The organism is Sphaerisporangium rubeum, assembly GCF_014207705.1.
In the GTDB taxonomy this organism is placed as follows: Bacteria; Actinomycetota; Actinomycetes; order Streptosporangiales; family Streptosporangiaceae; genus Sphaerisporangium; species Sphaerisporangium rubeum.
Window position 1 is genome coordinate 7,485,010 of sequence record NZ_JACHIU010000001.1, and the last position, 19,595, is coordinate 7,504,604.

General features: G+C 66.4%; 20 protein-coding genes. 12 read left to right on the forward strand and 8 right to left on the reverse strand.

All coding sequences use genetic code 11. The features are described 5' to 3' along the window. Positions 1-110: 110 nt before the first annotated feature. Positions 111-647, reverse strand: coding sequence for a peptidylprolyl isomerase (locus tag BJ992_RS31915; RefSeq protein WP_184987329.1), 537 nt, complete (start codon positions 645-647; stop codon positions 111-113). Positions 648-810: 163 nt separating this feature from the next. On the opposite strand from BJ992_RS31915, the gene BJ992_RS31920 reads away from it, so the two are divergent. Further along, positions 811-1,296, forward strand: coding sequence for a hypothetical protein (locus BJ992_RS31920; RefSeq protein ID WP_184987330.1), 486 nt, complete (start codon positions 811-813; stop codon positions 1,294-1,296). A gap of 204 nt (positions 1,297-1,500) precedes the next feature. Further along, positions 1,501-2,667 carry an AI-2E family transporter gene (locus BJ992_RS31925; protein WP_343072957.1) on the forward strand — a complete coding sequence of 389 codons (1,167 nt, stop codon included), beginning with the start codon at positions 1,501-1,503 and terminating at the stop codon, positions 2,665-2,667. Here BJ992_RS31925 and BJ992_RS34615 read toward each other — a convergent pair. The 3 genes from BJ992_RS34615 to lpdA form a co-directional block, all read right to left on the reverse strand. Continuing rightward, the gene (locus BJ992_RS34615; RefSeq protein WP_425503719.1) at positions 2,624-2,845 is read right to left on the reverse strand and encodes a DUF6203 family protein; all 222 of its coding nucleotides are present in this window, start codon (positions 2,843-2,845) and stop codon (positions 2,624-2,626) included. The genes BJ992_RS31925 and BJ992_RS34615 overlap by 44 nt on opposite strands. A 63-nt stretch (positions 2,846-2,908) precedes the next feature. Continuing rightward, positions 2,909-3,406, reverse strand: coding sequence for a ricin-type beta-trefoil lectin domain protein (locus BJ992_RS31930; protein WP_184987332.1), 498 nt, complete (start codon positions 3,404-3,406; stop codon positions 2,909-2,911). A gap of 124 nt (positions 3,407-3,530) precedes the next feature. After that, a complete protein-coding gene (lpdA, locus tag BJ992_RS31935) occupies positions 3,531-4,928 on the reverse strand; it encodes a dihydrolipoyl dehydrogenase (RefSeq protein ID WP_184987334.1) in 1,398 nt (465 codons plus the stop codon). Positions 4,929-5,483: 555 nt separating this feature from the next. Between lpdA and BJ992_RS31940 the strand changes: the two genes are divergently transcribed. Then, positions 5,484-5,867 carry a hypothetical protein gene (locus BJ992_RS31940; RefSeq protein WP_184987336.1) on the forward strand — a complete coding sequence of 128 codons (384 nt, stop codon included), beginning with the start codon at positions 5,484-5,486 and terminating at the stop codon, positions 5,865-5,867. A 194-nt stretch (positions 5,868-6,061) separates the two neighbouring features. After that, positions 6,062-6,415 carry a DUF1801 domain-containing protein gene (locus BJ992_RS31945; RefSeq protein WP_184987338.1) on the forward strand — a complete coding sequence of 118 codons (354 nt, stop codon included), beginning with the start codon at positions 6,062-6,064 and terminating at the stop codon, positions 6,413-6,415. Between the two features lie 99 nt (positions 6,416-6,514). Here the strand turns inward: BJ992_RS31945 and BJ992_RS31950 are convergent, their stop codons facing one another. Continuing rightward, a complete protein-coding gene (locus BJ992_RS31950; protein ID WP_221475057.1) occupies positions 6,515-7,582 on the reverse strand; it encodes an endo-1,4-beta-xylanase in 1,068 nt (355 codons plus the stop codon). 273 nt (positions 7,583-7,855) lie between these two features. After that, complete coding sequence (locus tag BJ992_RS31955; RefSeq protein WP_184987342.1) at positions 7,856-8,707, reverse strand: DUF72 domain-containing protein; 852 nt, start codon at positions 8,705-8,707, stop codon at positions 7,856-7,858. A gap of 103 nt (positions 8,708-8,810) precedes the next feature. On the opposite strand from BJ992_RS31955, the gene BJ992_RS31960 reads away from it, so the two are divergent. The 7 genes from BJ992_RS31960 (at position 8,811) to BJ992_RS31990 (ending at position 14,783) form a co-directional block, all read left to right on the forward strand. Beyond that, positions 8,811-9,182 (forward strand): PH domain-containing protein, encoded by a 372-nt coding sequence (locus BJ992_RS31960; RefSeq protein ID WP_246496845.1) that lies wholly within the window; start codon positions 8,811-8,813, stop codon positions 9,180-9,182. A 37-nt stretch (positions 9,183-9,219) separates the two neighbouring features. Further along, positions 9,220-9,708, forward strand: a complete 489-nt coding sequence (locus tag BJ992_RS31965) for a glutathione peroxidase (protein ID WP_184987347.1) — start codon at positions 9,220-9,222, stop codon at positions 9,706-9,708. Between the two features lie 19 nt (positions 9,709-9,727). After that, positions 9,728-10,390 (forward strand): methyltransferase domain-containing protein, encoded by a 663-nt coding sequence (locus BJ992_RS31970; protein ID WP_184987349.1) that lies wholly within the window; start codon positions 9,728-9,730, stop codon positions 10,388-10,390. Between the two features lie 320 nt (positions 10,391-10,710). Further along, entirely contained in the window at positions 10,711-11,160 is a 450-nt protein-coding gene (locus tag BJ992_RS31975) for a type II toxin-antitoxin system PemK/MazF family toxin (protein ID WP_184987351.1), read from the forward strand. 390 nt (positions 11,161-11,550) lie between these two features. Then, complete coding sequence (locus tag BJ992_RS31980) at positions 11,551-11,829, forward strand: DUF4282 domain-containing protein (RefSeq protein WP_184987353.1); 279 nt, start codon at positions 11,551-11,553, stop codon at positions 11,827-11,829. 534 nt (positions 11,830-12,363) lie between these two features. Beyond that, entirely contained in the window at positions 12,364-13,992 is a 1,629-nt protein-coding gene (gene xynC / locus BJ992_RS31985; protein ID WP_281390515.1) for a glucuronoarabinoxylan endo-1,4-beta-xylanase XynC, read from the forward strand. A gap of 194 nt (positions 13,993-14,186) precedes the next feature. Then, positions 14,187-14,783, forward strand: a complete 597-nt coding sequence (locus BJ992_RS31990; protein WP_184987357.1) for a maltokinase N-terminal cap-like domain-containing protein — start codon at positions 14,187-14,189, stop codon at positions 14,781-14,783. Positions 14,784-14,988: 205 nt separating this feature from the next. Here the strand turns inward: BJ992_RS31990 and BJ992_RS31995 are convergent, their stop codons facing one another. Continuing rightward, the gene (locus BJ992_RS31995) at positions 14,989-15,696 is read right to left on the reverse strand and encodes a sulfotransferase family protein (RefSeq protein WP_184987359.1); all 708 of its coding nucleotides are present in this window, start codon (positions 15,694-15,696) and stop codon (positions 14,989-14,991) included. A gap of 1,628 nt (positions 15,697-17,324) precedes the next feature. Between BJ992_RS31995 and BJ992_RS32000 the strand changes: the two genes are divergently transcribed. Then, positions 17,325-17,555 carry a glycine zipper family protein gene (locus BJ992_RS32000; RefSeq protein ID WP_184987361.1) on the forward strand — a complete coding sequence of 77 codons (231 nt, stop codon included), beginning with the start codon at positions 17,325-17,327 and terminating at the stop codon, positions 17,553-17,555. A gap of 975 nt (positions 17,556-18,530) precedes the next feature. Here the strand turns inward: BJ992_RS32000 and BJ992_RS32005 are convergent. Beyond that, positions 18,531-19,160: an HAD-IA family hydrolase gene (locus BJ992_RS32005; RefSeq protein WP_221475058.1), complete on the reverse strand. Its 630-nt coding sequence runs from the start codon at positions 19,158-19,160 to the stop codon at positions 18,531-18,533. Positions 19,161-19,595: the final 435 nt, after the last annotated feature.

Sequence of the window (19,595 nt, forward strand, 5' to 3'; positions counted from 1 at the left end):
CCACAGACTGCCACCCTAATGACCACGCCGGGTGCTCGGTGCCGTGCGGCGGGCCGGACCGCGGCCCGCCGTGCCGGCGTGCGGCCGTTCCCGGCCGTTCACGCCGTCGCTCAGGTGGTGACGCGCTCGATCACGACCTCCTGCAGCACGACGTCCACCACGGGACGCTCGCCGCGGGTCTGGGTCTTGGCGATGGCGTCCACGACGTCGGCACCCTCGACGACCTCACCGAAGATCGTGTGCTTGCCGTTGAGGTGCGGCGTCGGCACGACCGTGATGAAGAACTGCGAGCCGTTGGTGCCGCGGCCGAAACGCTTGCCGGCGTTCGCCATGGCCAGCAGGTAGGGCCGGCTGAACTGCAGGTCGGGGTGGATCTCGTCGTCGAACGCGTACCCAGGGCCGCCGATGCCTTGGCCGAGCGGGTCACCACCCTGGATCATGAAGCCGTCGATCACCCGGTGGAAGATCGTGCCGTTGTACAGGCTCTCGTCCTTCTTCTTCTCCCCCGTCTCGGGATGGGTCCACTCACGGGTGCCTTCGGCCAGCTCGACGAAGTTGCGCACGGTCTTCGGCGCGTGGTTCGGGAGGAGCCGCACCTTGATGTCCCCGAGGGTCGTCTTGAGCTTCGCGAACAGGTTCTCGGCCATGGTCGCAACCCCTTCTACTCGCCCGGATGAACGAGCGCAAACGATCGGATTTTATCTGCTGTGGCTGGTCAGCCTATCGGCCATCCTCCCACGGGCCGCAGGATTGAGGTGCTTTCGAGCGGGAAGGTGAGCGTGCAGGGCCCCACGGATAGGGGAGGTTGGCGTGTCCCTGACATTGAGAAAACGCCGTGTCTCGCTGGCGATGCCGAGGACACGGATGGCGCAGGCGAAGTCCCGCGCGTTGCGTACGGCGGAGCGGATCGGCCCGATGGCGACCACCGCCAAGGAGACCGCGGCGCTGCGCATCGAAGACGCACGGGTGTGGGCCGCACCGCGGCTCGACCGGGCCGCTCATTCGGTCGAGGAGGACATCGCTCCGAAGGTGAGCGCGTTCCTCGCGACCGCCGCGGAGCGGATCGATCCGGCGCCTACGACGCGACGGCGTGGCCGCTGGTCGATGATCGCGTTGATCGCGGGTTGCGCGGCCTGCGCGGCAGGCATCGTGATGTACCGCAACAACACTCGCAAGTGGGCCGATTCCATGAAGGACTCCGCGGCCGACGCCACCCGGTGGACCGCCGCGCGAGCCGGCGAGGACTCCGAGATGAGCGACGCGCGGACCGAAGAGGGGACGCCGCGGGCCTACTGACCTCGCGGCGTCGGACGACGGCGGTGCCCCCGGTGAGAGCCGGGGGCACCGCCGTGTCCGGAGCGGCCGGTTCCCGGCGGGAACCGGCGATCCGTCAGGACTATCGAGGCGTCGCGTGGGCAGCGAGAGTGCGTGTCACACACCCCTGCTTCCGACGCCTCCTCCTCGGATGCCTCGACGCGTCCCGAGACCACGGAGGCCACCGTGGGCTCACGTCACCCCGGTGGGTTCCCCGCCGTCGAGGACACGCCACCTCCCGCGTCCCGGGAGGAAGACACGGGGGTGACCGCCATACGCGCGGTGACCCTCGACGAGGACGACCAGCCGTTCGGACGGCCCGGACGTCCCCTGCGCAGCAACCCCTTCATGTTCGGCCTGACCGCCGCGCTCGGCGTGCTGACGGCCTGGCTGCTGGTGCAGGCGATCGCCGGCGCGGGCTCGGCCCTCGTGCTGATCGTCATCTCGCTGTTCCTCGCGGTCGGGCTGAACCCCGCCGTCGAGGCCCTGCAGAACAGGAACGTGCCGAGGCGGCTCGCCATCACCATCGTGTTCCTCGGCGTCATCGGTGTGTTCGTGGGGTTCGGCCTCGCCATCGTGCCGCCGCTCACCGAGCAGACCACGGGGTTCATCAAGCAACTGCCGGAGTACGTGCAGCAGGTGCAGAACCACCCGCTGATCCGGTCGGTGGACCAGCAGTACCAGGTGCTGGACAAGGTGCAGAGCTACATCACGAGCGGGAACCTGGCGAGCCAGATGTTCGGCGGACTGCTCGGCGTGGCCGGCGTGGTGCTCAGCGCGGTGTTCAGCGCGCTGACCATTCTGGTGCTCACGCTGTACTTCCTCGGCTCGCTGAACTCCCTCAAGGAGACGGGGTACCGCCTGGTGCCGCGCTCGCGGCGCACCCGTGTGCAGCTGCTCGGCGACGAGATCATCAAGCAGATCGGCGGCTACGTCGCCGGCAACCTCATCATCTCCGTGATCGCCGGTGTGGTGACGTACATCTTCCTGGCGATACTCGACGTGCCGTACGCTCTCGCGCTCGCGTTGTTCGTCGCGGTGACCGACCTCATCCCGATGGTGGGTGCGGTGATCGGCGCCGCGGTGGCGACCGGTGTGGGGTTCCTGACCTCACCGCAGGCGGGGATCGCCTGCCTGATCTTCTTCGTGATCTACCAGCAGATCGAGAACTACGTGATCTCGCCGCCGGTCTTCAAGTCGTCGGTGGACGTGCCGCCGATCGCGACCATCGTCGGTGCGCTGATCGGCGGCACACTCCTCGGCATCGTCGGCGCGCTGCTCGGCATCCCGCTGGCCGCCGCGTTGATGCTCATCGTCCGCGAGGTCGTGTTCCCCCGCCAGGAACGGCTGTGAGCCGCCGGTCCCGCTGATACGGCCGGCCACCGTCCCCCTGCTCGGCGGCCCGCTTGCGGCGCTTGCGCATCACGAACCATCCGATCCCGAGCACGACCATGCCGATAGGCGTACGGGCGAGCCAGCGGGTGACGAAGAGTTGCAGAATCCGTTTCACGATCCCTCCTCGTTGCGTCACCGCCCCCTACCCGCCGCACCGGCGAACATTCCGTCACCCAGCGGCGTCAGGCCGTCCCCGCGGTCAGATCGTCCACTTCTGATTGGCCCATCCGTTGCAGTCCCACAGCTGGACCTTGGCCCCGTTACCGCCGACGCCGCCGAGGTCGGCGTCCAGGCATTTGCCGTTGTAGAGGCTGTAGACGGTGTGGCTGACCGCGTCGTAGACCCACTTCTGGTTGCTCCAGCCGTTGCAGTCCCAGAGCTGGACCTTGGTGCCGTTGCTCCCGATCGTGTTGAGGTCGGCGTCCAGGCATCGGCCGTTGTACTCGCTCTTGATCGTGTGGGTGCGCACGTCGTACGTCCATTTCTGGTTGTTCATCGTGTGGCACTTCCACAGCTGGACCTTGGTGCCGTTGCTCCCGATCGTGTTGAGGTCGGCGTCCAGGCACTGCCAGTTGGAATGGTTGCGGATCTGCACGGTCGCCTTGGCGGCGGCGAGCCCGGTCGAACCCGCGACGATCACGGCGCAGCCGGACACCACGGTGAGCACCCGGGCGGCCCTGATGAGGTTGCGACGCACTCTGCCTGTTCTCCCCTCGGACGATTACTGTCGGTAGTCGAACCTACACGCGCCGATGAGGGCTCGTGACGGCGACACGTCGGGGAGATCGGCTGACCGGGCCGTGCCGGACGGCCCGGTGGCCTCACATGTTGATCATGTGACCCGCGAGCCCGTGCACGGCCTCCTTGATCGCCTCACCGAGGGTCGGATGTGCGTGCACATTGCGTGCGACCTCGTGCACCGTGAGATCCCACTGCTGCGCGAGCGTCAGCTCAGGCAGCAGCTCGGTCACCTCGGGCCCGATCAGGTGCGCGCCGATCAGCTCGCCGTACTTCTCGTCGCTGAGCAGCTTGACGAAGCCGGTGGCGTCCCCGAGGCCGTGCGCCTTGGCGTTCGCGGTGAACGGGAACTTCGCGACCTTCACCGCGAAACCCTTCTCCCTGGCCTGCGCCTCGGTGTAGCCGAAGCTCGCGATCTGCGGCTGGCAGTACGTCGCCCTCGGGATCATCACGTAGTCGAGCTCCATCGTCTCGGCATCCGCGATGGTCTCGGCGGCGACGATGCCCATCGCCTCGGCGGCGTGCGCGAGCATGAGCTTGGCGGTGACGTCGCCGATGGCGAAGATGTGCGGCACGTTCGTCCGGCACCGGCCGTCGACGTCGATGGCGCCGCGCTCGGTCAGGCGCACACCGGTGGTCTCCAGCCCGTAGCCCTCGACCCGAGGCTGGAAGCCGATGGCCTGCATCACCTTGTCCGCCTCAAGGGTGCGCCGCTCGCCGTCGCGCGACACCTCGACCCTGACCTTGCCGCCGGACTCGTCGATGGACTCCACGCGGGTGGAGGTCAGCACCTCGATGCCGAGCCGCTTGTAGCGGCGGGCCAGCTCGGCGGACACCTCCTCGTCCTCCAGGGGGACGAGCCGGTCGAGGAACTCCACGATCGTCACCTTGACGCCGTAGGCGCTCAGTACGTACGCGAACTCCACGCCGATGGCGCCGGCGCCGGCGATGACGATGCTCTCCGGCAGGGTGTCACTGAGGATCTGCTCCTCGTAGGTGACCACGCGCTCGCTGACGGACGTGCCCGGCAGCAGCCGCGTGGTGGCCCCGGTGGCGATGACGCAGTTGTCGAACGTCACGGTCTCCGTGCCACCCGCGGTGGCCACCTGGAGTGAGTTCGGGCCGGTGAAGGTGCCGCGGCCGTCGTACTCGGCGATGCCGTTCTTCTTCATGAGGTAGTGCACGCCTTTGACCCGGCCGTCGGCCACCTTGCGGCTGCGGGAGAAGGCCACGGAGTAGTCGAAGGTGACCTCACCTTGGACCTGGATGCCGAAGGTCTTGGCCTCGCGGGTGAACAGGTGCGCGAGCTCGGCGTTGCGCAGCAGCGCCTTGGAGGGGATGCAGCCGACGTTGAGGCAGACACCACCCCAGTAGCGTTCCTCGACCACCGCGACGCTGAGCCCGAGCTGTGCGGCGCGGATGGCGGCGACGTAACCGCCGGGGCCGGCCCCGACGACCACGACGTTGAAATGAGCACTCATGCACCGGACGATATGACCTGGCCGGCCGCCGTACCGCACCGGGGGCGGGTCCGGCTCCGCGCGACGGCCCGCGGCAGGCGGTGCGGGACGCCTTCTGTCCGGCAGGACCGGCTCTTTCCGTGGATGAGATGGCTTTTATCACCTTAACCGGCGAGCCATTCTTCAAGCTGCTTTATCAGAGTAAATCGCTCAAGATCGCGATGACGGACAAGCCGGGGAAATGACGATTTCCACCCCGGCCGGACTGCGACCACCGGCGGTCGCCACCTGTGCGGATGTGGACGTATCCCCCGGCACAGCCGGGCGAACTGGTCGATCCGTCGGGACTAGGAGGAAGATCGCATGATGTGTCCGATGAAGTCCGGAAATACAGCTGTGAAGACTACAACAACAGATTAAGCAGCTTGCAAAACGCCGCGATCGGCGTTTGTCCGGCCTCGTATCCGGAAAACAAGACAAGCGGGAGACCTGTTCACCCATCAAGCGATTCACCGAAAAAATGGCAACAATCCTGCCGACCAGCTAACTCGCTTGTCGTCCACATAGGGAGACGCAATGCCCAACCTCGCGAAATTCGTGGGCACGCTTACCATCGGCGCCGTACTGACCGGCGGCATGGCCGGCCTGGAACTCGCGACCACCGCCACCTCCGCCCAAGCGGCGGCCGTGGTCATCAAGGGGGGCGGGGGCGATTACGACCGCCTGTTCCGCAACCGCAGCTACAACAGGAACCGCTCGCTCGCGCGCAACTGGACCCGCCACTGGAACGGGGCCGCGGCCCGGAGCTGGGCACGCAACTGGGCCCGTCACATGACCCGCAGCGGCGCGCTCACCCGCGCCGTCAACCGCCAGGCGCAGACCGTCAACATCAGCCTGGTGTTCCCTGAGACCTTCACCTCGCCGGTGACGGCCACCGCCTCCATCCCCATCACGAGGTAGCCTGCCCGGCCCCCGCGATCCGCCGCGACGGCACCCGAAGGCCCGGGTACGGCACCGCCGTACCCGGGCCACACCCCTACGCACCCCTGTTTCCACCCCAGAGCTGCCGCCACACCGGCGATCACCACCCATGGCCCGGCCGTTTCCCCGATACTGGGTAGTCCGCGGCAGCGAGGCCAGGGAGGTCCGCCCCCATGGGCAGCAAAGAGGTCGACGAGTTCGTGAGGACCAAAGTCCTCCCGCAGCACCAGCCGATCGTGGAGATGCTCCGCGAGCTGATGAAGGAGAACGCTCCCGGCGCGACCGAGGTCATCAGCCGCGGCTCCCCCGCCTGGCAGGGTGACAAGATCCTCGCCATCATCAGCACCAGCAAGACCCACATCACCTTCGCGTTCGCACGCGGCGCCGAGTTCGACGACTCCTACGGTCTGCTGGACGGCATCGGCAAGACCACCCGGCACATCAAGATCAAGAAGGTCGACGGCGTGGACCAGGCCGCGCTGCGCGACTACATCAAGCAGGCCGTCGCGCTCGACTCCGGCAAGTGACGGCCGGCGCGCGCCGTCCCTGACCGCACCGGTCGCTCCACGCGAACGGCCGCCTCCCCGTGACGGGAAGGCGGCCGTTCGCGTGACCGTTCCTGAGCTCTACTTGCGGACGCTGAGCAGGGCCCCGTAGGCGGGTTTCGGCACCAGGTTCTCGTCCATGATGGTGGCCGCTCCCTCGCCGTCGAACCAGCCGGGAACCCACGAGTGCGCGTCGGTGAAGCCCCAGACGGTGAACTCCACGCAGCGGCGGTTGTCGACGCAGGTCTGCAGCATGCGCTTGTAGTAGTCGGCCTGGGTGGCGAGCTTCTCCGGGGTCACCGGCAGCACCATGCGGACGTCGGCCTCGGTGATCGCGGCCTCCAGCCCGAGGTCGGTGAACCGCTTCATGACGCTCGGGAAGTCACCGGGGTAGTCGTACTGGATGCCGAGGTGTCCCTGGAAGCCGATGCCGTGGATCGGCACACGCTTGGCCTTGAGGTCCTTGACGATGTTCAGCGTCTGGTCGATCTTGGCGGCGTTCCACTCCAGGTTGTAGTCGTTGATGTAGAGCTTGGCGTGCGGGTCGGCCTCGTGGGCCCAGCGGAACGCGTCGGCGATGTAGCCGGGGCCGAGCTTCTGCAGCCAGATGGTGTCGCGCATCTTGCCGTCGTCGTCCACCACCTCGTTCACCACGTCCCAGGCGCGGATCTTGCCGCGGTACCGGCCGACCTCCTTGAAGATGTGGTCGCGCAGGATGCGGCGCAGCTCAGGCGCGCCGATGCTGCCGTCCGCGACCCCCGCGGTGAGCCACTCGGGGAGCTGGTTGTGCCACACCAGTGTGTGCCCGCGCACCTTCTGGTCGTTGCGCTGCGCGTTGCGTACCACCGCGTCCGCGCCTTCCCAGGTGAACTGGCCGCGCTGGGGCTCGACCTCGGACCACTTCATCGCGTTCTCACCGGTGACGTGGGTGAACTCACGGTTGAGCGTGCGGCGGTAGCCGGCGTCGTCCGCGAGCGTCGCGACGTCCACCGCGGACCCGATGTACACCTTGATCTTCTTGGACAACTCCCGCAGGTTGTCCGGAGTCTTTCCTCCGTGCTGCCCGGGATGGGACTGCATGGCGGTCGCCGGCAAAGGCACCGCCACCGCGAGCGCGATGGCGGCAAGGCCCAGTAGGACGCGTTTCATCGATTGCCTCACTTGGGTCATGGACGAGGATCTGCTGGTCCCCCGACTACATGGCACGCCGTGGATTGAAACTTTCGAGCTTGAGCCGAGATGTTTCGTGAGATGAAACGTAGATGTAACGCTGGCACGCGTCAACGGTCCGAAATATTTCGGATGGATCACCCCAGGTGAGACCGCTTTATGCGATCCGGCGGTCTGAAACCCGGAAAAACGGCGAGGCCGGCCGGTCCAGCCAGGAGGTGACAGGACGGTTCGCTCCGGCCGGAAAGCGGCTCAGAAGAGGGTGAGCGGCTCCGCCGGCATGGGCTCCGGCAGCGGCTCCACCTCGGGCACCAGGCCGCGTACCTCGTCGTGGAAGCGGCGGGTGAGCGGAAGCGCGCCGGAATTGTCGGGAGTGTGGATGAACACGGTGGGTGAGCGGCCCTCTCGCAGCCACGCCGCGGCCGTCTCGACCCAGAACCGCCAGCCTTCGACGGTCGGCGCCGTGGCGTCCCTGCCGATGTAACGGACGACCGGCCGGTCGGTGAGCGCGAACGCGCGCCGCGGCAGGCGCGGCTTCTTCGTCCACGCCTCCCGCTCGGCCGCACTGACCGGAGGGCTCTGGAACAGTGCTGTGGTGTCGAACGGCACCCACTCGGCTCCCGCGCCGGTGAGCACATCGGTGAGCAGTCTTTCTGCGCGCCGGTCCTCGAAGAACGCGCGATGCCGCACCTCGACCGCGTACCGGTGCGAAGCCGGCAGCCCTCGCAGGAACGCGGCCAGCGTGCCGAGGTCCCCCGGGCCGAACGAACCCGGGAGCTGGACCCACAGCATCCGCGCACGCGGCCCGAGCGGCTCCATGGCGTCCAGGAAGACCCGCAGCTCCTCCTCCGCGCCGGTCAGGCGCCGCTCGTGCGTGATGGTCCTCGGCAGCTTCACCAGCAACCGGAAGTCCGGCGCGGTCTGCCTGGCCCACGACTCCACCGTGGCGCGCGGCGGCGTCGCGTAGAACGTCGTGTTGCCCTCGACCGCGTCGCACCAGGAGGCGTAGGCCCGCAGCCGCTCACCCGGCGGCAGCGGATGCGGCAGGTAGGTCCCCTGCCACGGCGCGTGTGCCCACATGGCGCATCCCACATGAAGCCGCATGCCTGGAGACGTTAGCGGAGCCGATCGCCGTACCGAAACCTGAGATCGACCGCCACGTGCCAGGATCGGGGTACTCGTCCACCTTCGCCACATGGAGCTCTCATTGAGCCAGCAGATCCCTTACGACCGGCCCGAGCAGCTTCAGCAGATCCAAAGCGGTCTGACACAGGGTGAGCAGATCATCGCCGTCTACGACGCCGTCGGCGTCGGCACGGGCTTCCTCGGCCTCACCGACCGCCGAGTGATCATCCAGGACAAGTCGTTCGTCGGCAAGAAGATCGCCATCACCAGCATCCCGTACTCGAAGATCACCAGTGTGAGCGTGGTGAGCAACAAGTCCATCGCCGGGTCCTTCTTCTCCTCGGGAGCCATCGCCGTCAACGTCGGCACCCACGTGTACGAGGTCGAGTTCCGCGGCGACCAGAAGGCCCGCCACGTCCACGACGTGATCCTCCACTTCATCGCCAGACCCTGAACATCCGCCGGGGACGGCGCGGATTAGGGTGGTCGTCATGAGCCTTCGTGACCTTCCGGTACGCACACTGGCCGACAAGTCCACCACCCTCGGAGAGCTCGCGGGTGACGCCGCGATCCTGGTGGTCAACGTGGCGTCGCGATGCGGCCTCACCCCTCAGTACGCCGGCCTCGTCCGCCTCCAGGACCGTTTCGGCGACCGCGGCTTCACCGTCGTCGGCGTGCCGTGCAACCAGTTCGCCGGCCAGGAGCCAGGCTCGGCCGACGAGATCCAGGACTTCTGCGTCACGACGTACGGCGTGGACTTCCCCCTGCTGGAAAAGGCCGACGTCAACGGCGAGGCCCGTCACCCGCTGTACGCGACGCTCACCGAGACCCCCGACGCGACCGGCGCCGCCGGCGACATCCAGTGGAACTTCGAGAAGTTCCTCCTCGACCGCGAGGGCAACGTCGTCGGCCGATTCCGGCCGCAGACCGAACCCGAGGACCCCACGGTGGTCGACGCCATCGAGAAGACACTGGCCTGAGGCCCTTCAGACCATCGCGGTGACCGATCCCTCTCACCTGGCCACGACGGCCGCGGCCTACGACGCGATGGCCGTCCGGTACGCCGATCACGTACGCGACATGATCGGCCGTCTGCCGCTGGACCACGCGATGCTCGCGGCGTTCGCGGCGTCCGCACCTGAGGGGCCGGTCGCCGACCTCGGCTGCGGTCCCGGCCACTACACGGCCCTCCTGCGTGACCTCGGCCGGGACGCCACCGGCTTCGACCTGTCCCCCGCGATGATCGCGCTGGCCCGTGACGCTCACCCCGGCCTCCGTTTCGAGGCCGGCTCGATGCACGACCTGCCACTGCCGGACGGCACGCTGGCCGGGGTCGTCGCGTGGTACTCGCTCATCCACATCCCGCAGGCGCACCTTCCGCCGTACTTCGAGGAGTTCCACCGGGTCCTCGCACCAGGCGGTCAACTCCTGTTCGCGTTCTTCGAGTCCGAAGGCGACCCGGTGACGGCCTTCGACCACCGGGTGACCCCCGCGTACCGGTGGCCCATCGACGGCCTCGCGGCTCTGGCTTCCGCGGCCGGCTTCATCGAAATGGCCCGCATGCTGCGGGAACCCGGCGAGGACGAACGCTTCCGTCGAGGACACCTGTTGATGCGCAAGCGGCCGGCCCCGGAACACACAATCCCCGCGATTCCCGCATAAGCCCGGCCGACCGTTATGGCCGCCAATAGCCTGTCGCGCCATGCGATACCTCGCCGCCACCTTCAGCAAAAGCGTGTGGCCTTCCCTGGACCGCGGCGAAGGCGACTGGGACGCGCTCATTTCTGTTCTCCGCGACCAGACCAGCAAGTACTTCGGCACCCCGCAAGACCATCACCTGCTGGATGAACCGCGGCTTCACGTCCGGCGACCCCGCCTCCTGCGACACCTGGGCGGCCCCGTCGTCCAAGGTGGCGTAGACGCACCACCGTCCGGCGGACGGGGATCTCCGCACGCCTGGCGTCGGCCGTTAGGCTGCCTCAATGCGTGATCACGACGATCCCCGTCCGCCGCGCGGCGCGGTGCGGGAGATACACGACCTGACCAGTGCGGTGGCTTTGACCTATGCCCCCGACCTCGACGGCCTCGCCGACCCCGGCGAGATCGTGTGGTCCTGGGTGCCCTACGAGGACGACCCCGCGAGAGGGAAGGACCGGCCTCTGCTGCTCGTCGGCCGCCACGGCCGCAGACTGCTCGGAGTTATGCTCTCGAGCCGCACCCCTGACGAGCACCACGGCCACGACTGGCTGGAGATCGGCCCCGGCCCCTGGGACCGGCAGAACCGTCCGTCGTACGCGCGGGTGGACCGGATCTTCGAACTCGACGAACACGACATCCGCCGCGAAGGCGCGATCCTGCCACCGGCGAGATTCACCGAGGTCGCCGCGGCCCTGCAGAAACGTTACGGCTGGCGGATCCAGCGGGATCACTGAGATCCCACCCGTCAGGCGGCGGCCACTTCTCAGGACACCTTCCAAAGCGACGGTAGACGGCGAAACATGGCAATAATCCAGGCAAATCCCGATAGTCACCATAAGGACCTTAAGCGACATATCGCAGGTCACGCGGCTCACGGAAGCCGAACCGATATGGAAACCGTCTACCGTCCCCTTGATTCGATTATTAACATCAGCTGAGGATCACGAATGTGAGCATGAGATCGATGTGCGCCTCGACCAGGGATAAGAATGACAAATCCTTATCAAGACCAGGATCCATCCCATCTCCCCCACCAATACCAGCAACCTGAACAACAGCCCCAAACCCCACAAACCGCCTACCAGCCACCGGCGTACCGGCGCACCCCCACCCAGGCGAGCTTCTTGACCCGCCTGTTCGATCTCAGCTTCGACAACTACGTGACCACGAGCATCATCAAAGTGCTCTTCGTGGCGGCCGTCGTCGCCGAGACCATCTGGGCCCTGACAACGCTGGTCTCCGCCTTCAACGCCGGTCCCACCTTCGGTCTGCTGGCGCTCTTCCTCGTACCACTCGGCTGGCTTCTCGCCGTCCTCCTCACTCGCGTGTGGATGGAACTGCTCATCGTGATCTTCAAGATCAAGGAAGACCTGGGAGCGATCCGCGGCAACGGCGGTTTCTAGGGAACGGCCCGCTCACGAGGACGGACCTCGCGTACCGCGGCCATACACCATCGGACGGCCGCCGTCATGTTAGCGCACACGTCATCGCATGAGACTCCCTGAACCGCCACGGACCGGGGCTCGGCCGGCGGCGGGGTCGCGACAGCCCTCTGAGCTGTAACTTTCACGGTCCGGCAGGACATTTACACAGTTCGCCAGCTCACGAACCTTGAGGTCCTTGACCCGCGCCAAGGGGCCGAACCACACTCCGCCGGAGCGTCACCTTTCGCGCGACCACATGAGCGGTCCGCCTCTCGTCCACTGGCGTACCGGTCCGGCCGAGGCGATGTTAGCGCCAACATGACGGGAGTCACTCGGTCCGAAACTCATCTGGCGGCACGACCGGGCCCATCAGTGGCGACGCCGGGTGGGCCGGCGGGATCGGCAAGGCTCGGATCAGGACCAGTACCAAGAGGAACAGACATGACACAAGATCAGAATGATTCCGTGGCCGGCGAGCGGAAAGCACCGAGCCGGAGGTCCGTCCTGACCACGATGGGCACGCTGCCGGTCATCACGGCCGCCGCCTCCATCGTGGGGGCCTCGGAAGCCGCCGCCGCGACGGCCGTCATCAACCCGTCCGCAGCCCGGCAGACGATCCGCGGCTTCGGCGGCATGGCCCACGCCGCCTGGATCGGCGACCTGACGGCCGCTCAGCGCGACACGGCGTTCGGCACCGGTGAAGGCCGGCTGGGTTTCTCCGTGCTGAGAATCCCCGTAGGCGAAAACCAGTCGGACTGGGGCCGCGACGTGGCGACCGCGAAACGCGCGATCGAACTCGGCGCGAGCGTCATCGCGTCCCCCTGGAACCCTCCCGCCAGCATGATCGAGACGTTCACCCGCGGCAGCCAGACCAACGCCAAACGCCTCAGGTACAGCTCCTACGCCGCCTACGCGCAGCACCTCAACGACTTCAACACCTACATGCGCAACAACGGCGTGAACCTGTACGGCATCTCGGTGCAGAACGAGCCCGACTACGCGCACGACTGGACGTGGTGGACCCCCACGGAAATGGTCCGGTTCCTGAAGGAGAACGCCGGCTCCATCAACACCAGGGTCATCGCACCCGAGTCGTTCCAGTACCTCAAGAACATGTCGGACCCGATTCTCAACGACTCCGCGGCACTCGCCAACGTGGACATCATCGGGGCCCACCTGTACGGCACGTCGTACTCGAACTTCCCCTACCCCTTGTTCAAGCAGAAGGGCGCGGGCAAAGAACTCTGGATGACCGAGGTCTACTACCCCAACAGCACCGACTCGGCGGACCTCTGGCCCCAGGCGCTCGACGTGGGTGAGCACCTCCACCGGGCCATGGTGGAGGCCGAGTTCCAGGCGTACATCTGGTGGTACATCCGGCGCAGCTACAGCCCCATGCGCGAGGACGGCCAGGTCAGCAAGCGCGGCGCCATGATGGCGCACTTCGCCAGGTTCGTCCGTCCCGGTTTCGTGCGGATCGACGCCACGGCGAACCCCGCGACCAACGTCTACGTCTCGGCGTACAAAGGCGGCGACACCATCGTCATCGTCGCCGTCAACAAGAACACCTCCGCGGTGAGCCAGCAGTTCTCGCTGTCCGGCGGCACCGCCGCCAGCGTCTCGTCCTGGCTGACCGACCAGAGCAGAACCGTCGCCCCCCAGGGCACGACCAGCATGTCGAACAACACCCTGACCGTCAGCCTCCCCGCCAGAAGCATCATGACCTTCGTCACCAGCGTGACCGGCGGCCCCTCACCCACCCCGACCCCCACCATCACCCCGACGCCGACCCCCACGCCGACCCCCACCCCCACCGGTGGCGGCACCGCCCCCCGCGTCAGCTACACCATGAACTCCTGGAGCGGCGGCTTCACCGCGGACATCGGCATCACCAACCCCGGATCCTCGACCATCAACGGCTGGACCCTGGTCTTCACCCTCCCGTCAGGCCAGACCATCACCTCCGCCTGGAACGCCACCATCACCCCCACCAGCGGCCAGGTGAGCGCGCGCAACGTCAGCTACAACGGCACCATCGCCCCCGGCGCCACCGTGACCATGGGCTTCCAGGCCAACCACACCGGCAACACCTCCAAGCCCACGTCGTTCACCCTCAACGGCATCCCCTGCACCGTGGTCTGACCCCGCCACCTCCGACCACGCACAGACCGATGCGGCCCCTGAGACGACGGAGGGGCCGCATCGCCGTTTCCTGACCAGCCACCGAGCACCCCACCCGACACGCGAGCGACAAGGCTTCGGGCGACAACGACCACCGCTCCTTCAGCTAGGTTCCATGACACCGAGAACATCACACCCATGTGTCAGGAGCCCGCATGGCCCACATCCACCGCACCACCATGACCCCCGGCAAGCTGGAACTCCTCACCGGATGGCTGCCGAAGCAGAGCTGGTACCTAAACACCGCGGCACCCCCCGAGCTGGTGAAAGCCGGCGGCTTCCGCCTGGACGACCCCGAAGGCGAAGTGGGAATCGAATTCATGGTCGTAGCGGACACAACCCCGCGAGAACCAGTCGCATACCTGGTCCCCATGACCTACCGCGGCGCACCCCTGACCGACGCCCCACACGACGCACTGATCGGCACCTCCGAGCACGGCGTCCTCGGCCGCCGATGGATCTACGACGCTCTCCACGACCCGGTGGCCACCACGCAACTCCACGCACTCCTCCGAGCCGAGGCCACCCCCCAGCACCAAAGCGAAAGCGACACCCCCGACCCGACCGTCACCGTACACAGACCCCTCACGGACGACCCCTTCGAAATCCGGCTCACCCGCGTCCTGCGACCCCTCGACCCCTCAGCCGAGTCACCCGGCTCTTTGACAGCCGGCTGGACCTGGCCCGACGGAACAACCACACGAGGCGTCTTCGCAACCGCCGCACGACAAGACACCCCACCCCAGGGGTGACAGCGACCAAAGCCCCCCGCCGGTACGGCACGGCCCCCCTCCACCGACACAACGGCACGGCCCTCCGTTCCACCCCATGTGGAACGGAGGCCCGTCAAGCGATGAGGCAGGCATCACCCGCATCCGAAGCTCCCAGCCCCGTACGGCGAACCGCTCCCAGCCCCGTACGGCGAACCGCTTCCGGCCCCCGTACGATGAACCGCTTTCAGCCCGTACGGTGGAACGGAAGCCCGATGTTCTCCCCCTGCATGAGCCTCTCGATCGACTCCTGCATCACCTTGCTGTCGTTCAGATGCGGAAACGGCTCCCCCGCAGGAACATCCACACCGAGGAACCGGCAGAGCGGCTCCCACCCCTCCCGCACGTCGAAAACCAGCAGCCGCTCAGCCGGCAGACTCTCCTTCACCGTGGCCACATGCCGCTCGAACGCCATGATGCTGTCCTTCTCGTCCAGGAGCTCACCGAAAGCCCGATCGCTCCCCAGCCCTTCCCGAATCATGCGCTCCAGCAGCGGCCGCGTGGTCATCATGTTCTCCACCAGCCCCGCCATCTCCGGCGCCAGCTTCTCGCTCTGCAACCGCGCCGGCCCGTTCGCGATGAGCGTCTGCATGCTGGCGATCCAGCTATGCGGATCCCGCACCGTGAGAACCACCTTCGCCTCCGGATACGCCTCCGCTAACTCCCGCCAGAAGAACGCCGCCGGCCAGTCCACACTCGACCGGAACCCCTCCAGCACGTACTCCCAGTCCGGCTCGAAGTCCCGAGCCGCCAACGGCGCCCACCGCCGAGCCCGATCCGAGTCCGACCCGACATCGAACATATGGTGACAGGGCCCGAACCCCAACCGCTCCAGCGCCGCCTTCATCGAACTCGTCCCGGTACGCGGAAACCCCGCCCCGATCACCTTCAGCATGTTGCCCTCCATGAGATGTCGACTCGCTCCGATCATGGTGCTGGGTGATCAAGAACCCCGCAATCCTTTCCCCGACCGCCACCCCCGAAATGTGACTCCCCCCGAGCCACCCGTCATCGAGACCACCCCCCTGGAGGCATCCTTTCCGAGTGTGAGTACTCATCGACCGGAAGCCATGCGAGGTGACCCATGAGTGTTCAGGTGGACAGAGGCATCACCTATGGGCAAAGCGCAAGCTTCTAGACGTCTACCGTCGCCATGGAGCACTCCCAGGCCGATCGTGTTGCTTTGGCACGGCAAGGGCCCTGATGAGCGTGACGTCCTAGAACCCTTGGCCCATGCGGTCGCCGAACGGAACGTCGTCGTGTTCGTTCCCGACTGGCGTTCCGACGCACCAGACGGCGGCCAAACCCACCTGCGCGAGTCGACCATCTTCGTCCACGACAACGCGTCCCACTTCAACGGCGACCCCGAACGAGTCCTCCTGGCCGGTCGGTCCTCAGGCGGAGGAGCCGCAGCAGCAATCGGCATCACCGGCCCGGCCCACGGTTACCGAAGACCATCCGCCGTAGCCGTGATCGCCTCAGGATTCGACCGTCCCGCACCTTCCACAGGCACGATCCCACTGGACGACCTGGCGAAAACACGACTAGACCCCGTCCCGTTCTGGTTACTGCACGGAACCAGGGACCACATCGTCGATGTGAATCAGTCCCGACGTTTCGCCGCCGCCCTCCGAACACACGGATGGCCGGTGACCGTGGTGGAAACGGCAACCGATCACGCAGGCATCGTGATGACGGAGTACAACCCCGAGCAACGACGTTGCACAAGATCCCCGGCATTCTCCAGATCGCGTTGCAGTTCGGGACCGGAGGCCAGATATTCATCGATCCTGTACTCGCTGGCCTGTTGCACCGCGGAAGCGATCCGAGGGTCTCAGGTCCGGGCGTTAGCCCGGTCCAGTTCGCCGGGGCTGAACATGCGGGCCAGCCGGATCACCTCAGCCTGCTCCAACGCCTCTCGCACCTCGCGCCCGGTCGACCGCGCGGCCTGGTCGGACTCTACGGGCGGGCTGGTCAATCGCATCTGCTGGAGTTTCGCACTCCCCGGTGTTCCCCCTTGTTTCCCGCCCAATCGGGCACGCGACGGGCACGAGATGAGCGGATCCGTTCACCGGACCCCTGGTCTTCCCCCCTCCTTCTCGTAGCTGCCGATCCCTAGAGCGAGCGCGCCGTGTTAGAGGTCAGCGAAGCTGATGGCGAAGCGACGCCAGCAGGAGTGCTTGACTCGGTTGGCTCATCCAGGAGAATCGACCAGCGAGGGGGCTGGATCACAGTCCAGCGGTCATCCGCCCGTACTATCCTCTGACCCTGCTGAACTTCAGGTCCAGAGGCGGTGTTCCGTTGTTCGCGAATTCCAATGACTCCCCTTTGGCCGCTCTCCTGGGGATCACACGGCGACGGCCACCGCGAGATCATTTGGAGTTTATGAAGACAACCAAGATCATGTAATGGCGGCGGGAACTTTGATGTCAGGTGTCACGTTGTGGAGGAAGGTGGTTGCGCATCCGCCGTGGTGGGCCCGCCAGTTTGTCAGCCTTTCCGCCCACGTCCTGGAGAGATGCGATGACGAGCAACAACATGCCCTCGGGCGCCGAAGGTCTCGGGATCTCGGGAAATCTCGGGGTCTGGCTCGCATTTGGCTCTCTCTTCGGCACCGTCTTCGGCACCACGGTCGGGATTTTTTTCGACAACATCGCTCTCGGTGCCGCCTTGGGTTTGGCCTTAGGTTTGGCCCTGGGTTTGACCGTCGGCTCCGTCTTCATCGCGCGAAGGAATGACGCCGGCCAATCCTGAGCGCCGCGCCCGAGTATGTGCTACGGGGTCGTAGGCGCCACCGAGGAGTCCAGGAAGCAACGCGACGGCGCCGGGGATGGTGGCCGCGTCAGGCGTTGGTCAGATCCAGCATCCCGACCGTCTGCCCCTCGCTCCTCTCACCGGTGAGCTGAAATTCACAAATACCGATGATCACGTGGTGACCGTTTTCACGTCACCTCGACCGTGAAGTGCCACTGGAGTACATCTCACGCCTGGTCGGTTACGCGAACACCAGACGGCCTACCGCTTTCAGCTCCCATCTGTGCTGCTGCAAGGGGCGGAAGCCATGGACGACATCTTCCCCATGAACGGGGATACGTAGGCACCCAGTTAGACACCCACCTCCACTAAGCGATCATTAGTGGAGGTGATGTTTATGCTGGTGAAGCCTAGGAGATTCGAACTCCTGACATCCTGCTGCAAAGACGCATGCCGATCTTGTCCAAGCTGTGAACACACAGCTCACGGCGCTGGTCTTGCTTCCCGCAAGTCCCCGCTGTTCCCCGTCGTTTCCCATCCCATCGGGCACGCGACGGGCACGACGCTATTCTCGTTGAGACGGTCTTCGGCATTGCGCCGCGCCCCCCGCATGGGTACGACTTGCCGTAGGCGATCGGGCACGACGCCGGGGATGCTGGACAGCACCGAAGGCCGTCACACCACCTTGGAGCTGGCCCCTGGTCCTCCCCCGTCCTCCTCGTAGCTGCCGACCCCAGGGCGAGGCCGCCGCGAAACGAAGTTGATCGCGCAGCAACGCCGAAGGCGCCCTTGACTCGGTGGTCTCAACCGGGACGCTTAAACAGCGAGGAGGATGGAACCTGCGGATTAAAGCTCGGATCATGGCCGTCCTGAACAGTCCCACCTGGACCAACGCGCCGGACCGGTCCTCCTGGAACGTCCTGGCACGGCGATGAGCTGCAACCCTAGGGAGTCGAGCGTAAGCCGCTCAAGTACTCAGCACGCACCGATCATCGCAAGGACGTACGGCGTCGCCTCCGCGAGCGAGGGAAAGCAGTGATCCGCCTTGGTCAACTCACCAGGCGCGTGGGTGGTGGCTAAAGCGATGACCGTGCATCCCGCCGCCTTCCCCGCAGTGATCCCATGGGGCGCATCCTCGATCACGATGCAGTCGGCGGGATCGACCAAGAGAAGTTCGGCCGCCTTGAGATAGCCCTCGGGATGAGGTTTCGACTGTTCGACGTCCTCGCCGTACACCTGGACCAGAGGCAACGGAAGCGACGCGAGCCGGAAGCGACGGTGAACCGGTACCCGGCTGCCTGAGGTCACCAACGCCCAAGGATGCTGGTTGAGCTTGCCGAGGAGGCCCGCAGCTCCTGGCGCTGCGGGGAAGGCATCTCCTTCCTCGGCCATCAACCGATTCAGCACCTTGCGCTCCGCGACGGGATCGAGCCCAGGCGCGACGTCACGGACGGTGTCTTCAGGCTTACGGCCGTGAGTGAGGCTCCACACCAGGTCTCTGTCGAGTCCGCGCATATCCGACCAGGCACCCCAGATCCGCCAGTGCGTCGCACTGGAATCGAGTAACACCCCGTCGACATCGAACAATAAAGCCTTGAACGCCACGGGCAGAGGATGACACAAACAGTCGGGACGATGTTCGGTGAGCCGGTACTAAGGGACGAGGAACCGGATCGGCAATCGCCCTGAACCCGGGAGATAGCCGGCCACAGCATGGCGATCGTCATGCTGCATCGATGCAGCGACGCCGCGTCCCTGGTCGGCGGTGAGGCTTGGTACGGCGGACGCTGTGTACGGTGGGCGGCCCGCGTTCCCGCCGCCGGCTGGGACCGGCGTCCACGCCGCAGCCGGGCCGGGCGGAGCGGGCGGCGGGCCGTGCGGCGGCGCGAAGCGCTGCCGCCTTGATACCTAACAGCGAAATTCGACAAGATCCCCGATGCTCATCTGAGCGACCGTTCAGAGAAGGTGTGTGCCGTCGTGGTGGCGGATGGCCGGTGTTGGGTCGTCGCGCATGGCGTCCAGGACGCGGACGGCGAAGTT

Bases quoted from the DNA above. Each gene is read 5' to 3' on its own strand.
- lpdA (WP_184987334.1), bottom strand. From the start codon at position 4,928: ATGAGTGCTCATTTCAACGTCGTGGTCGTCGGGGCCGGCCCCGGCGGT.
- BJ992_RS31975 (WP_184987351.1), top strand. From the start codon at position 10,711: ATGCGTGATCACGACGATCCCCGTCCGCCGCGCGGCGCGGTGCGGGAG.
- BJ992_RS31965 (WP_184987347.1), top strand. From the start codon at position 9,220: ATGAGCCTTCGTGACCTTCCGGTACGCACACTGGCCGACAAGTCCACC.
- BJ992_RS31995 (WP_184987359.1), bottom strand. From the start codon at position 15,696: ATGCTGAAGGTGATCGGGGCGGGGTTTCCGCGTACCGGGACGAGTTCG.
- BJ992_RS31915 (WP_184987329.1), bottom strand. From the start codon at position 647: ATGGCCGAGAACCTGTTCGCGAAGCTCAAGACGACCCTCGGGGACATC.
- BJ992_RS31945 (WP_184987338.1), top strand. From the start codon at position 6,062: ATGGGCAGCAAAGAGGTCGACGAGTTCGTGAGGACCAAAGTCCTCCCG.
- BJ992_RS31940 (WP_184987336.1), top strand. From the start codon at position 5,484: ATGCCCAACCTCGCGAAATTCGTGGGCACGCTTACCATCGGCGCCGTA.
- BJ992_RS31955 (WP_184987342.1), bottom strand. From the start codon at position 8,707: ATGCGGCTTCATGTGGGATGCGCCATGTGGGCACACGCGCCGTGGCAG.
- BJ992_RS31950 (WP_221475057.1), bottom strand. From the start codon at position 7,582: ATGAAACGCGTCCTACTGGGCCTTGCCGCCATCGCGCTCGCGGTGGCG.
- xynC (WP_281390515.1), top strand. From the start codon at position 12,364: ATGGGCACGCTGCCGGTCATCACGGCCGCCGCCTCCATCGTGGGGGCC.
- BJ992_RS32000 (WP_184987361.1), top strand. From the start codon at position 17,325: ATGACGAGCAACAACATGCCCTCGGGCGCCGAAGGTCTCGGGATCTCG.
- BJ992_RS31990 (WP_184987357.1), top strand. From the start codon at position 14,187: ATGGCCCACATCCACCGCACCACCATGACCCCCGGCAAGCTGGAACTC.